At 71.1% G+C, this 13,944-nt stretch carries 11 protein-coding genes; 6 read left to right on the forward strand and 5 right to left on the reverse strand.

The window, feature by feature from the left end; all coding sequences use genetic code 11:
- Positions 1 to 420: 420 nt before the first annotated feature.
- The 3 genes from ABZX85_RS48750 to ABZX85_RS48760 all read left to right on the forward strand — a co-directional run bounded on the left by ABZX85_RS48750 (position 421) and on the right by ABZX85_RS48760 (position 7,255).
- The gene (locus ABZX85_RS48750; RefSeq protein WP_355884855.1) at positions 421 to 3,624 is read left to right on the forward strand and encodes a tetratricopeptide repeat protein; all 3,204 of its coding nucleotides are present in this window, start codon (positions 421 to 423) and stop codon (positions 3,622 to 3,624) included.
- 73 nt (positions 3,625 to 3,697) lie between these two features.
- A complete protein-coding gene (locus tag ABZX85_RS48755; protein ID WP_355884856.1) occupies positions 3,698 to 6,004 on the forward strand; it encodes a hypothetical protein in 2,307 nt (768 codons plus the stop codon).
- Positions 6,005 to 6,007: 3 nt separating this feature from the next.
- The gene (locus ABZX85_RS48760; protein WP_355884857.1) at positions 6,008 to 7,255 is read left to right on the forward strand and encodes a CHAT domain-containing protein; all 1,248 of its coding nucleotides are present in this window, start codon (positions 6,008 to 6,010) and stop codon (positions 7,253 to 7,255) included.
- Positions 7,256 to 7,350: 95 nt separating this feature from the next.
- Here the strand turns inward: ABZX85_RS48760 and ABZX85_RS48765 are convergent, their stop codons facing one another.
- Entirely contained in the window at positions 7,351 to 7,602 is a 252-nt protein-coding gene (locus ABZX85_RS48765; protein WP_355884858.1) for a hypothetical protein, read from the reverse strand.
- Positions 7,595 to 8,455 carry a mycothiol conjugate amidase Mca gene (gene mca / locus ABZX85_RS48770; protein WP_355884899.1) on the reverse strand — a complete coding sequence of 287 codons (861 nt, stop codon included), beginning with the start codon at positions 8,453 to 8,455 and terminating at the stop codon, positions 7,595 to 7,597. Before mca ends, ABZX85_RS48765 begins: the two co-directional genes overlap by 8 nt.
- Positions 8,456 to 8,607: 152 nt before the next feature.
- On the opposite strand from mca, the gene ABZX85_RS48775 reads away from it, so the two are divergent.
- Together ABZX85_RS48775 and greA are read left to right on the forward strand one after the other, a co-directional pair.
- Entirely contained in the window at positions 8,608 to 9,006 is a 399-nt protein-coding gene (locus tag ABZX85_RS48775; protein ID WP_355884859.1) for a DUF4307 domain-containing protein, read from the forward strand.
- Between the two features lie 189 nt (positions 9,007 to 9,195).
- Positions 9,196 to 9,696 carry a transcription elongation factor GreA gene (gene greA, locus ABZX85_RS48780; protein ID WP_355884860.1) on the forward strand — a complete coding sequence of 167 codons (501 nt, stop codon included), beginning with the start codon at positions 9,196 to 9,198 and terminating at the stop codon, positions 9,694 to 9,696.
- Positions 9,697 to 9,877: 181 nt separating this feature from the next.
- Here the strand turns inward: greA and ABZX85_RS48785 are convergent, their stop codons facing one another.
- From ABZX85_RS48785 to ilvA, 3 genes are all read right to left on the reverse strand, one after another.
- Complete coding sequence (locus tag ABZX85_RS48785; protein ID WP_355884861.1) at positions 9,878 to 10,732, reverse strand: ABC transporter permease; 855 nt, start codon at positions 10,730 to 10,732, stop codon at positions 9,878 to 9,880.
- Complete coding sequence (locus tag ABZX85_RS48790; RefSeq protein WP_355884862.1) at positions 10,729 to 11,733, reverse strand: ATP-binding cassette domain-containing protein; 1,005 nt, start codon at positions 11,731 to 11,733, stop codon at positions 10,729 to 10,731. Before ABZX85_RS48790 ends, ABZX85_RS48785 begins: the two co-directional genes overlap by 4 nt.
- 188 nt (positions 11,734 to 11,921) lie before the next feature.
- On the reverse strand, positions 11,922 to 13,151 hold the full coding sequence (gene ilvA / locus ABZX85_RS48795) for a threonine ammonia-lyase (protein ID WP_355884863.1): 1,230 nt from the start codon (positions 13,149 to 13,151) through the stop codon (positions 11,922 to 11,924).
- A 162-nt stretch (positions 13,152 to 13,313) separates the two neighbouring features.
- Here ilvA and ABZX85_RS48800 point away from each other — a divergent pair, with 162 nt between their 5' ends.
- The gene (locus ABZX85_RS48800) at positions 13,314 to 13,823 is read left to right on the forward strand and encodes a MarR family transcriptional regulator (RefSeq protein ID WP_355884900.1); all 510 of its coding nucleotides are present in this window, start codon (positions 13,314 to 13,316) and stop codon (positions 13,821 to 13,823) included.
- The last annotated feature ends 121 nt before the right edge of the window (positions 13,824 to 13,944 follow it).

Raw genomic sequence — 13,944 nt, forward strand, 5'->3', positions numbered from 1 at the left:
TGAGACTTCGAACACCTCCCCCAACGGCACGGGAGCCTCGTGCGTTGCGCACGCTGTCGACATCACCCGATCGATGGCCAAGCTGAAAACGCTCACTGGGTTCCCCGCTCGGTGGCGAGATTGCCGAGAAAGGCCAGGACGGTCATGGGGAGCAGGAGGCCGAGGCCCCAGCCGGCGAGGATGCGCACGTGGCGGTCGGTTGCGGTGTCCATGGCTTCATTCCAACGGACGGGCGGGCTCCGGTGACCGGTCGGTGTGCTCAACCGCTCTGAGTACGCGCACTCAGCCCGTGCGCCCCCTTCTTGCCGACATGCGGCAACGAGTTGTGACAGGACGGTGCCAATCCGCCCCTTCGCATCGGGGCGCCCCCCGCCGCACACTTGACCAAGGACAACTGTTGCCGCCGGAGGGGGACGGGACATGCGGGACAGTCATCGGGTGGAGGCTGAGCGGCTGGTGGTTCGGGCCGTGGAGGAGGAAGTGCGGCGCTCGGGGGGCCGTACGGACGGGAAGGTGCTGCTCGGCCGGGCGCGGGGTGCGCTGGACGCGATGGCGGAGACCGCCGGGGCCGAATACGAGGCGTACACACGGGCGTTGAACGAGGCCGAGGCGGCGAACGTCACCTTCGGGAAGCGGTACGCGCAGGAGGGCGGGCGAACTCCCCTGCTGATAGCGGGAGTCGCCGCGGTGACGACGACAGTCGCGGATCTGGTGCTGGGGACCGGCACCGGTACGGCGCTGGGCGCGGGCGTCGCGGTCGGGGTGGTCGGCGCGGCGGCGACCGTCGTGAAGGTCGCCGGGACGCATCTGCCGGCCGCGAGCCGCCGGGCCGGTGCGGCCGGACAGCCGGGCGGGGCCGAGCAGTTGAGGCTCCAGTGGCTGACGGCCCTGGAGGTCCGGGGCATCCGGCCCTTCCTCGACCAGCAGCGGGTGCTGAGCGCGTCGACGGCCCCGAAGAAGACCGCCGGACCGCAACTGCGGGGCGCCGACAAGAGCGCCGCCGCCCGCGGCCGGACGCTGCTGGAGCAGTCGTACGCCCAACTCCCCGAGGCCACCGGGGTGTTCGCCGGGCGGCGGCAGGAGCTGGCGAAGATCCGGCAGTGGGTGCAGGCGAGCCGGGCCAGCACCCGCACCCGACCCACGGTGGTCGTCCTGCACGGCGAACCGGGCAGCGGCCGTACGACGCTGGCGGTGCGCGCGGCGCACGATCTGCGCGACCAGTTCCGGGGAGCCTGCGTCGTGGACCTGCGCGGCGGTTCGGACGAAGGCCCGCTGTCGACGCGCGACGCGCTGCTGCACCTCCTCAACCGGCTCGGCGCCCCGCGCGAGCAACTCCTGTTCCGGGAGCGGTCGTCGGCGGACCAGCAGGTGAAGCGACTGAGCGAGCTGTACTACCAGCACCTCACGAAACTCCCGGTCACCGTCGTCCTCGACGACGCCTCCGACCCGGCCCAGGTCCGCGCCCTGATCCCGGAGCGCTCCGACAGCCTGATCCTCGTGACGTCCCGCACCCCGCTCGCCCTGCCCGCCGAACTCGGCGCCTGGGTCCACGAGTTGCCGGTACGCCCGCTGGAGGCGGCCGGCGCCGAGGAACTCCTCGCCGCCGCCGCACAGGACAGCACGGGCCCGTACGACGCCGAGGCGACCGACCGGCTCCTGGACCTGTGCGGCGGACTCCCGCTCGCCCTGCGCGTCGCCGGTTCCGCGCTCGGCCCGCGCACACCCCGCGGGCTCGCGGCGGAGTTGGGCGCGTACGGGCCGGTGGCCCCCACGGACCGGGCCCTGTGGCTGCGCTACACCGACCAGCCCGAGCAGACCCGGCGGCTCCTGCGCCGGCTCGCGCTCGCCGGACGGGCCTCGCTCGGTGCCGCCGCCGCTGCCGCGCTCCTCGCCACCGACCGCTCCGAAGCCGCCCGGCTGCTGGGCGAGTTGGCCCGCGCCGGGCTCGTCGACCGGGTACGCGGGGACCGGTTCCGGCTGCACGACCTGGTACGCGCCTTCGCCGCCGCCCGGCTCCAGGACGAGGAGGAGACGTCGGAACTGGTCGCCGCCCAGGAGCGGTTGATCGTCAGCTACTCCGAACTCGCCGACTCGGTGCTGCGGTTGGTCGACGGCAACATGTCGACCCGCTCCGACCGGTTCAGCCCGCACGGATTCACGTCCCTGGACGAGGCGTTGCGCTGGCTCGACGACGAGTCCAGCTTCATCACCGCGACCCTGCGGCACGCCGAGGGCGTCGACCAGGCGGCCGTGCTCAGTCTGCTGGGCGCGCTGTGCGACTACTGCCTGCTGCGCGGCGACCTCTACCGGCTGGGCGAGATCAGCGAGTTGGCCCAGTCCATCGACCAGAGCCTGCTCGTGCGGTCCGTGCAGTGGCGGACCGGGATCGCCGCGCGGCAGCTCGGGGAGCTGGACAAGGCGCGGACGACGCTGACGTCCGTCGTCGACCTGTACCTCGAAGCGCATCACGACGCCGGGGCCGCCCGCGCGCTCTGCTCCCTCGGGATCACCCTGCACCACCAGGGAAACCTGGTGGAGGCGGCGGCGAAGCTGCGGGAGGCGCTCGACATGCAGCAGGCGCCGGAGCTGGCGACCGACCGGGCGTGGACGATGCACGCGCTGGCCGCCGTCGAGCGGGACCGGGCGCGGCTGTCGGAGGCGCTGGAGCTGCTGACGGAGTCGCTCGTCCTGCACCGGCGCGGTGGGTCGGTGCACGGGGAAGCCTGGGCGCACTACCAGTTGGGCCAGTTGAACCTGCGGCGCGGAGAACTCGACGAGGCCGTCGGGGAGTTGAGCCGGGCGCTCGAACTGTACGGGCGCACCCGGGACTCCCGGGGCGAGGCGTGGGCGCTCACCCAGCTCGCGCGGGCCCGGCTGATCTCCGGTGAATCCGCCCTAGCAGCCGAGGAGTTGCGGGCCGCCGCCGCCCGGCACCGGGAGAACGAGGACGCCCGGGGTGAGGCGTGGACGATCTACTATCTCGGGCTCGCCCTGGAGGAGATCGGCCAACTCGACCGGTCCGTCCGCGAGTTGGAGCGATCCCGGACGATGTTCTCCCGGATGCGGGACGTCTACGGGCTCGCCTGCGCGCGGCATCAGTCCGCCCGCGTCACCCGTGATCAGCGGGCCGCGCAGACCGGGTCCCTGCGCAACTCCGGGTTCGCCCGGCAGTTGCTGATGGACGCGCGGGCCGACTTCCAGCGGATCGGGGTGGCGCACGGGGAGGCGTGGACGTGCCTGGAGCTGGCCGTCGTCGACGCCGGCAACGCCCGTACGGCGCAGGCGCTTTCGCTGTGCGACGAGGCGATCTCCCTGTTCTCGTCCTACGGGGACCGGCGCGGGGAGGACTGGGCACGGTTCCTGCGCTGCACGCTGCTGCCGTACGCCTCCCCCGGCGGCGTCGAGATCGGTACCGCCGTCGCCCAGGAGGAGCTTCTCCAACTCGGCCGCGAGGGGCATCCGTTGCGCGACGACAAGCTCGGTGATTTCGTCGAGGCGTACGGGCTGGTGCTGGAGAGGGGGGTCAGCCTGGAGGCCGGGTGGCAGGCTTGGCGGCTGCGGATGGTGCCGGGGAGGCATGCGCGGGAGGTGATGGGGGTGGTGGTGTCGGCGGGGGCGGCATAGGAGCGGGAGGGGACGGGGGTGGCGGCTTCGGCGGGGCTGCTCGGGAGACGGCCTGGAGCAGGAGGGGGCGGGGATGGACGGGGAGCGGCTGTACGAGGAGCTGGCCGGGCGGCGGCTGGTGGCGGTCAGCGGCGGCTCCGACTGGGGACGGACGCTGCTGGTGCAGCAGTTGGCCCACCTGGTACCCCGGGAGTCCTTGATCCTCGTCGAGGACATCGGGGTGGAGGAGCCGCAGGAGGTGACCTTGCTGCGGCTGCTGGCGTCGCCTCCGCTGCGGCGGCGGTTCGACGTCTCCGAGCTGGAACCGACCCCGGAATTCCCCGAGTCGCTCCGGGCACTCTGCCGCCGAGTGCTGAGCGGGCTCCCCGTCGGCACCGTCCTCCTCCTCGACGGCGCCGGCCGACCGCTCCTCGACACCGTGCGCGGGCTGATCAACGGGACGCCGGTCGCCGTGGCGGCCCTCGGTGTCTCCGAACTCCTCACCGGATACCACCAGTTACCCGCCGACGAAGACGGCCCGCCCACACCCGGCGAGCAGCCCGCCCGGCTGTCCCCGGGTGCGAGTCGGCTGTACGAGCACCTCGCCGCGCTCACCACGACAGGCACCCTCTTCCTGCCCTACCCGCCACTGCTGGCCTCATCGATCCCCGTACTCCCCGGCGCCATCGCACAGTTGTCCGGCCGGTACTTGGCCCGTGAGACCAACTCGGGGGTACGGCTGTACGGTTCGGCCGTCGCGGACGTCACCGGACGCTGGTCTGCCGAGCAACTCCACGACCGGGCGGTCTCGGTCTTCACCCGGCTGCTCAAAGCGGCTGACGGCCCACTCGTCGACGCGCACGCGTGGACGTACGTCCTGCTGGCCGGGCGGCTGCTGAGCCTCTCGCGGGACGACGACGTCCGGGGACTCGTCCGGACGCTGACCACGGAACTCGAACGGGCCGATCATGTCCTGGAGTTGATGGCGCTCTGGGTCTACACGGGCTCGCCTCCGGTCGCCACCGCACGCCGGGACGGCCAGGTGGGCGCCGCCGTGAAGAAATGGGAGCGGGGGAACCTACGTGAAGCGGCCCGGCTGCTCGCCGCGATCCCTGACCGGCGTCCTGCCAACGGCTGGGTCCTCCACACCCGCGCCGCCGTCGCCTGCGACCGAGGTGACCTGCGTGGTGTGGGCCCACTCCTGCGCCGCGCGATCGAGGCGCATCAAGTCGCCGGGGACCTGCGGGGCGAGGCGTGGGCGATGCTGTACTACGGGCGTTGGCGGTTGCTGAGCGGGGACTTCGACGAGGGGGAGAAGCTGATCGACGCTGCTCGGGTGGCGTTCCAGGACGTCCATGACGCCGAGGGCATCGACTGGGCGGGCGCCGAACAGATGCGGCTGGCCATGCTGTTGGGCGTCAGCGGTTTCACCGACGACGTGCCCGTCGACGATGCGTTCCCGACCCGGATTCAGCCGAACCGGCGCCACGAGATGTGGGCCAACCTGTTCTTCGCCTTGTCGAAGGCCGGGGACTGGAGACACCGGGCGCCGCTCGTCCTCAGGGACCAGTTGTGCGCGGCCTGGTCACGGCACTTCACGATCATCCGCGCTTGGCTCTCCCTGCCGTCCTCACCCGGGCGCGTCGGAGACGAGATCATCGAACTCTCCCTGAACATCAAGGCATTCGCGAACCTCGGCTGCCCCCACGGCTCAGCCTGGACCTCCCTCGAACTGGCCATCCGCAACCCCCACCACCCCTCCGGCCCCCACTCCTTCGCCCACGCTCGAGCCCGCTTCACCGAAATCGGCGACGAAGCCGGCCTAGCCTGGACCACCCTCGCCCAAGCCCTCGCCAACAACGAAGACCCACCCCCCGAAGCCCTCCGCGAACTAGCCCGCCGCTACCCACCCACCCTCCTGGCCACCACCGAATGGCCCTGGGACCACGGCCGCTTCCGCATCCCCTTCGCCGCCCGCCTCCTCATCCCGGAACCCCGCTACGAGCACGCCGAATTCCGCCTGCCCGCGACGGAGTCGAAGGTCCGCCTCACCCTGCACGACGACCACCGCCTGACCCTCCAGGTCGTCCCGGGCCCCCGCCACCCCTGGTCCACCTCCCCCACCCTCCCCTGGCTCTCGGCGAGAGCCACCCCCCTCACCCCGGCGGACATCGACCCGGACCACGCGGTGACGATCCGCCCCGGCCCGCCGGACGACACGGACGCCGGCGCCGAATTCCGGTTCACCCCCCACCGCCCCGGCCCCCACCGCATCCGCTTCACGGTGGAACACCACCTCACCGGCACGGTCCTCCAGGAGGTGGAGACGGAGTTCGACGTCACGGACACCACCACGACCCCCTCGACCGGCACCACCCCCACCTCCCTGCGGAGGCCCTGACCGGTGCCGAAGGAACTCCCCCTGCGCATCACCCAGGACCCGAGCCACGGCTTCACGAGGCACCCGGCGTCGACGATCCGCCACCCGGACCTGGTCCTCACCCTGGACACCTACGCGGAGGACCACATCAGGGCCCGCGCGTACGGCACGGCCCTCCCCCCGTCCCCGTACGAGTACACGGCCCGCCTGGACGTCTCCCCGTCGACGATCCGCACGAGCGCGGCCCGCCTGCGCACCCTGTGGCGGAAGGAACTCGTCGCCTACCAGTCGGCGGACGACTTCACCGAGCCCTACGCGACCCGCCTGGACCTCACCGCCGAACACGAACTCCCGGAGATCCTGGAGGAGTTGGCGGACCAGGGCGCGTACCTGCTGTGGAGCGAGCTACTGGGCCGAGGGGACCGCGCGGCGGACCGGCTCCGAAACGTCGTACGGGACGCACTGACCGGCGAGAAACCCCTGCGCGTCAGAATCGACTCCCCCCTGTTCCTCCCCTGGCCCATGCTGGCCCTGCCCGCCGACTCCGCCGAGAACCCACTTCACCGATTCCTGGGCTACCGCCACCAGTTCGAGCAGACGGGCGGCAGATACGCCGACTTCCCGGACGAGTCGGAGCCCCAACTCCCCCCGCCCGTCCCGGTCGTGAGCCTGAACCACGACAGGAACATCGACCGGGACGGCGTGACGCGCGCGGCGGACGTCGCGACGGCCCTCGCGCAGGGCACCGTATGCGTGGAGCGCTCCCGCCGGGACGAGCTGCTGGCGGCGCTCAAGTCGGGCCGGATGGAGGACCAGTTGATGTACTTCTGGTGCCACGGCAGGTTCGAGGCGGCGCAGGACGCGGGCGCGCCGCTGCTCGTCGTGCAGTTGACGGACAGTCAGGACATCGACGCGCACACGGTGTTGGCGCGGCGCACGGCGGGCCTGTTGCCGTACCGGCCGCTGGTGCTGTTCAACGCGTGTTACGCCGGCCTGCCGGGCGGGGCGGATCTCACGTACCTGGGCGGCGCGCTGATCACGGCGGGGGCGGGCGGTGTGCTGGGCCCGCAGATCGAGATGCCGCAGGTGTTCGCGGCGGAGTACGCGTACGCGTTCGTCACCCGCTATCTCGGCGGTACGGACACGGCCGGCGAGATCGCCCACACGCTCGCCCGGCACTTCGCGGACGCGTTCCACAATCCGCTGGGCCTCGCGTACGCGCTGCACTGCGGGATGGACCGGCGCCTGGAGCGGGCCCCACAGGGAACGTGACACGGATCACAACCCGCTCGGGACAGCCGTACGGCCCGGTCGTCGCCACATCGCGGCGGTACGACCGAGCCACTGCCCTCGGGGCGATCGGGCGGTCAGCCCTTGGCGGGCTTCTCCGGGGCGTCCTCCGAGGAGGCGGAGGCGGCGGACGAACCCGCCGGTTCCTTGAAGTCGACCCGGTTCATGTGCTTGCTCATCGACTTCATCAGGCCCCACACCGCCAACGCCATCGCGGCGAAGACGATGAAGCCGAGGACGCCGGGGGTCACCTTGTTCTCGTCGACCTCCTTCGCGAGGGGGACGAGATGCGTCATTGCCAGGCTCACGCTTGCGCTCATGTCAGGCATTGTCGCGGATGCCCGCAAAGAGGTCGTCCTCGGGGATGGAGGTAGCGACGAGGGACTTCGCGAGCTCGTACTCCTCGGTCGGCCAGACCTCCTTCTGGATCTCCATCGGCACCCGGAACCAGCCGCCGTCGGGGTCGATCTGCGTGGCGTGCGCGAGGAGCGCCTTGTCGCGGATCTCGTAGTACTCGGCGCACGGGACATGCGTGGTCAGGACGCGTTCGACGCGCTCGAACTCGTCCCACCGCTTGAGCCACTCCTCGTACGGGGACTCCATGCCGCGGGCGATCATCGCGTCGTGCAGCGCCTGGGTGCGCTGCCGGTTGAAGCCCTGGTTGTAGTAGAGCTTGCGCGGCTGGTAGGCCGGGCCGTACTCGGACTCGGGGTACTTCTCGGTGTCCGCCGCCGCCTCGAAGGCGATCATCGAGATCTTGTGGGTCATGATGTGGTCGGGGTGCGGGTAGCCGCCGTTCTCGTCGTAGGTGGTGATCACCTGCGGACGGAACGAACGGATCTTGCGGACGAGTTCCCCGGCCGCCTTGTCCTCGTCCTCAAGGGCGAAGCAGCCCTCGGGGAGCGGGGGCAGCGGGTCGCCCTCGGGCAGGCCGGAGTCGACGAAGCCGAGCCACTCCTGCTTGATCCCGAGGATCTCGCGGGCCTCGTCCATCTCCTTCTTGCGCACCTCGTGGATGTGCTCCTCGATGTACGTGTCGCCCTGGAGCTTGGGGTTGAGGATGGAGCCGCGCTCCCCGCCCGTGCAGGTCACCACAAGGACGTCCACCCCCTCGGCCACGTACTTCGCCATCGTGGCCGCGCCCTTGCTCGACTCGTCGTCGGGGTGGGCGTGGACGGCCATCAGTCGCAGCTGGTCAGTCAAGACTCATCCTCAGTCGGTCGGCACCCGCGGACGTCCGCAGGTGCGATAGGGGGTGGTGCTCTCCCGCGCGCGGGGGGCTTCTATAGTGACCGAATCGGGGGGCGAATTGTTCCGGGGCCCGGAGGACCATCATGAGTACGGCAAGTGCGGGTGCGCCCGAGGGGCGCTACGGCCGTACCTCCGACGCCCGGGCCGATCACCGGCTGAAGGTTCTCGGCGGGGTCCTGGGTGTGCTGTTCCTCGGGATGATCGGCTGGTTCGGCTGGCACTACGTCGGCCAGAACGAGATCAGCGGTGAGCTGATCGCCTTCCAGGTCTCCGACTCGTCCGTCGAGGTGCACCTCGAAGTCCGCAAGGACTCGGGCACCAGCGGCTACTGCACGGTCCGCTCGCAGGCCGAGGACGGCTCCGAGGTCGGCCGCGCGGACTTCCGCTTCTCCGGCTCGGACACCCGGATCGACAAGGTCGTCACGCTCCGTACGACGGCCCGGGGGACGACCGCCGAGCTGCTGGGGTGTCATCCGAGCTGAACCGGGCGCTCGCGCGTTCGATGCGTCCCGCGTAGGGGGCTGCTCTGACCTGCGGTGACGGTTTTCCGGTGACTTATGTCCTCCCCCTTCCGCCGTCGAATTGTTAGGCTCGTGGTTTCGCCCATCCCTGAAGGAACATGCTTTGGGGTAGGGCGTTGCTTTGTATTTCCGTACCTACGAGGAGCACCTGTGACCCAGACCAGCGAGAACGTCACCTGGCTGACCCAGGAGGCGTACAACAAGCTCAAGGACGAGCTTGCGTACCTTACTGGTCCCGCGCGCTCGGAGATCACCGCGAAGATCGCGGCGGCGCGCGAGGAAGGTGACCTGCGCGAGAACGGCGGGTACCACGCGGCCAAGGAGGAGCAGGGCAAGCAGGAGCTTCGCGTGCGCCAGCTCACGCAGCTGCTGGAGCACGCCAAGGTCGGCGAGACTCCGCAGTCGGCGGACGGCACGGTCGCTCCGGGCATGGTCGTCACGATCGCCTTCGACGGCGACGAGGACGACACCCTGACGTTCCTGCTGGCGTCCCGCGAATACGCGAGCACCGAGATCGAGACGTACTCCCCTCAGTCGCCCCTGGGCTCCGGTGTGACCGGGCACAAGGTCGGCGAGGACGCGGAGTACGAACTCCCCAACGGGAGGAAGGCGATGGTCCGCATCCTGAAGGCGGAGCCGTACAACGGCTGAGCCCCCACGCGCCCTCGGCAGACCCCCGCCACCGCTTCGGTGCCGGGGGTCTCGTCATGTGCGGGGCCCCGGGCCGGCCGTCGCCGGGGGCGGTCCGGACGGACGGTGATCCGGGGTGCCTCGGGGGTGCGGGGCAGCGGCAGGGCTCCTGGGGCGGTCAGGCGGAGCCAGCTGGACCAGATCATGCCGTGGCCGAGCGGTACTTGCGGACCGCGAGGGTGCGGAAGACGAGGATGATCAGGAGGGAGTAGAGGACCGAGGCCCAGACGGGGTGCTGCATGGGCCAGGCGTCGGAGCGGGAGAGGCCGGGGTCGCCGAAGAGCTGGCGGCAGGCTTGGACAGTCGCGCTGAAGGGGTTCCATTCGGCGATGTGCCGCAGCCAGGGGGTCATCTGGGCGGAGTCGACGAAGGCGTTGGAGATGAAGGTGACCGGGAAGAGCCAGATGAGGCCGCCGGAGGTGGCCGCTTCGGGGGTGCGGACCGAGAGGCCGATCAGCGCGCCGATCCAGGTGAAGGCGTAGCCGAGCAGGAGCAGGAGGCCGAAGCCGCCGAGGATCTTGCCGAAGTTGGTGGGCTGGGCCGTGCCGAGGCGCCAGCCGACGAGGAGGGCGACGACGGCGAGGACGACGAGGGTGAGGGCGGTCTGGACGAGGTCGGCGACGGTGCGCCCGGTGAGGACCGCGCCGCGGGCCATCGGCAGGGAACGGAACCGGTCGATGAGGCCCTTGTGCATGTCGTCGGCGATACCGGCGCCCGCTCCGGCGGTGGCGAAGGTGACGGTCTGGGCGAAGATCCCGGCCATCAGGAAGTTCTTGTAGACGTCGGGGTCGGTGCTGTTGCCGATCTTCATGGAGCCGCCGAAGACGTAGGCGAACAGGATCACGAACATGACCGGCTGGATGACCCCGAAGAGAACCATCTCCGGGATGCGGGACATGCGGATCAGGTTCCGCTTGGCCACGACCATGGAGTCCCGGAAGGACTGGACGGCGGGGTGCGGCGGGGCGGGGACGACGCGGGGGTCGGTGGCGGTCATTTCGCGGCCCTGCCCTTCTTCTCGGTGCCGGTCTCGGGGGTGGTGTCGGTGTCGGGCTTCTCCTCGGCGACGTGTCCGGTGAGGGAGAGGAAGACGTCGTCGAGGGTGGGCCTGCGCAGGCCGATGTCGTCGATCTCGATGCCCCGCAGGTCGAGTTCGCGGATGATCTCGGCGAGGAGTTTGGCGCCGCCGGTGACGGGGACGGTGAGCCGGCGGGTGTGCTCCTCGACGGTGACGGAGCCCTTGCCGGAGGCGGTGAGGAGGTCGGCGGCGGTCGGGATGTGCGCGCGGTCGTGGACGACGACCTCGACGCGCTCGCCGCCGGTGCGCGCCTTGAGCTGGTCGGAGGTGCCCCGGGCGATGACGCGGCCGTGGTCGACGACGGCGATGTCGTGGGCCAGTTGGTCGGCCTCCTCCAGGTACTGCGTGGTGAGCAGGAGGGTCGTGCCGCCGGAGACGAGGTTCTTGATGACCTCCCACAGGAGCAGGCGGTTGCGGGGGTCGAGGCCGGTCGTCGGTTCGTCCATGAACATCACCGGCGGGGAGACGACGAGGGCGGCGGCGAGGTCGAGGCGGCGGCGCATGCCGCCGGAGTAGGTCTTGGCGGTGCGGTCCGCGGCGTCCGCGAGGTCGAAGCGGTCGAGGAGTTCGGCCGCGCGGGCCTTCGCCTGGCGGGCGGACATCTGGTAGAGGCGGCCGACCATGACGAGGTTCTCGCGGCCGGTCAGGTATTCGTCGACCGCGGCGAACTGGCCGGAGAGGCCGATCGAGCGGCGGACCTCGTTGGGCTGCTTGAGGACGTCGAGCCCGGCGACGACCGCGCGGCCCCGGTCGGGGCGCAGCAGGGTCGTCAGGCAGCGTACGGCGGTGGTCTTGCCCGCGCCGTTGGGCCCGAGCAGGCCCAGGACCGTGCCCTCCGGGACGTCGAGGTCGACGCCGTCGAGGGCTTTGACGTCACCGAAGGTCTTCACGAGTCCTTCGGCGTAGATGGCACCCGGCATTGGGTTCTCCACGTCATCGGGGATTCTTCGGATCGTACGAAGGGGCCTTGCGAAAAGCGTAGGTTCGTGACTCGCGGATCGCCCGACAGCCGTTCGAGCGATGTACGACACACCATAACGCGATGTATCGCGTTGCTCAATGCACTTCACCCGTGCGGGTGAGCGGCTCTCTCGTGACCTGCGGCGTTCTAGTCGATGACGGTGTAGCCCGCGGCCCGCAGCGCCCCGCCGACCTCGGCGCAGTGCGCCGGACCCTTCGTCTCCAGGTGCAGTTCGACCTCGGCCTCGCTCAGCCCGAGCCGCGGGTCGGTGCGGACATGGCTGACGTCGAGGACGTTCGCGTCGGCGCCCGACAGCACCCCGAGCAGCGTCGCGAGGGCGCCGGGACGGTCCGTGAGGCGCAGCCGTACGGCGAGGTAGCGGCCCTGTGCCGCCATTCCGTGCCGCAGGACGCGTTGCATCAGCACCGGGTCGACGTTCCCGCCCGACAGGACCGCGACGACCGGCCCCTCGAACGCGCCGGGCTCGCCCAGCAGCGCGGCGACGGGGCTCGCGCCCGCCGGTTCCACGACGAGCTTGGCCCGCTCCAGGCAGAGCAGCAGCGCGGCGGACAGTTCGTCCTCCGTGACCGTACGCACCTCGTCGACGAGGTCGCGGACGAGTCCGAAGGGCACGTCCCCGGGGCGGCCGACGCGGATGCCGTCGGCCATCGTCAGCGGCGCGGGCACCGACACGGGCCGTCCGGCCGCGAGCGAGGGCGGGTAGGCGGCGGCACCGGCGGCCTGCACGCCGACGATCCGGACGTCCGGGCGCAGCGCCTTCACGGCGACCGCGATACCGGCGGCGAGGCCGCCCCCGCCGATGCCGACGACGATCGTCCGCACCTCCGGGCACTGTTCCAGGATCTCCAGGCCGACTGTGCCCTGACCTGCGATGACGTCCGCGTGGTCGAAGGGGTGGATGAAGACCGCGCCCGTCTCGGCGGCGTACTCCTCGGCCGCCGCGAGGGTCTCGTCGACGACCTGGCCGTGCAGGCGGACCTCCGCGCCGTACTCCCGGGTCGCGCTGATCTTCGGCAGGGGGGCGCCCTGCGGCATGAAGACCGTGGCGTGCACGCCGAGGAGGGCCGAGGCGAGGGCGACGCCCTGCGCGTGGTTGCCCGCGCTCGCGGCGACGACCCCGGCGGCGCGCTCCTCGGGGAGGAGGCCGGCGATCCGGACGTACGCGCCGCGCAGCTTGAAGGAACCCGTGCGCTGGAGGTTCTCGCACTTGAGGTGGACCGGGGAGCCGACGAGCTGAGTCAGGTACCGGCTGCCTTCCATGGCCGTCGTCCGCGCGATGCCCGAGAGCATCTTCTGGGCGCCCCGGACGTCGTCCAATGTGACGGGACGAAAGGAGTCAGCCGTGCGGTAGCTCATGACTCCAGCATCGCAGTTCACAGGCGGGAACGAGTCGCCCGACCGAGGCGCGGACAGGTTTGCGCAGCGCCGGTACGGCCGCCCGTCCGGCCGCGTACCCTGTCCCCCAACCCAGAGCCTTCATGATGGAGCGAGCCCCCGGCCATGCCCACAACACCTGAAATGTCGATGGACATGACGACCGTCGGTGACACCGGTCTTCTCGACGCCCTCCAGCACGAGGTCGCGCTCTTCGCCCGGCGCGCGGAGCAGACCCGGCTCGGCGGGGTGGGCCAGGTCCGCAACTCCATGGACCGCGCGGCCTACCTGCTGCTCAACCGGCTCGACAAAGAGGGCCCGATGGGCGTCAAGGCGCTCGCCGCCAGCATGGGCATCGACTCCTCGACGGTCACCCGGCAGGTCGCGCCGCTCGTCGACACCGGTCTCGTCAAGCGCACCTCCCACCCCGAGGACGGCCGCGCGGTCGTCCTCCAGCTCTCCCCGCGCGGCAAGTCGCGCCTGGAGGAGGTCCGTTCCTCCCGCCGTCAGCTGATGGCCGAGCTCACCGAGGACTGGCAGCCGGAGGAACGCGAAGCCTTCTGCTCCCTCCTGACCCGCTTCAACACGGCGCTCTCCGAGCGGATGTCGACGCAGGGTGTCGCCGGGACGGAGCCCGCGCAGGACGAGTCCTGAGGGAGCACCGGGGCGGCCGGGGGCCGAGGGACGGGTCCGGGGGCCCGTACTGGCGTCCTGAGGGGCCGTCCGCGCACAGGGGTTGACCGGTGGGGGGTCGTTGTCCTCAGATGAGGACGGT

The sequence above is a fragment of the Streptomyces sp. NPDC004539 genome, from assembly GCF_040610055.1.
GTDB lineage: Bacteria > Actinomycetota > Actinomycetes > Streptomycetales > Streptomycetaceae > Streptomyces.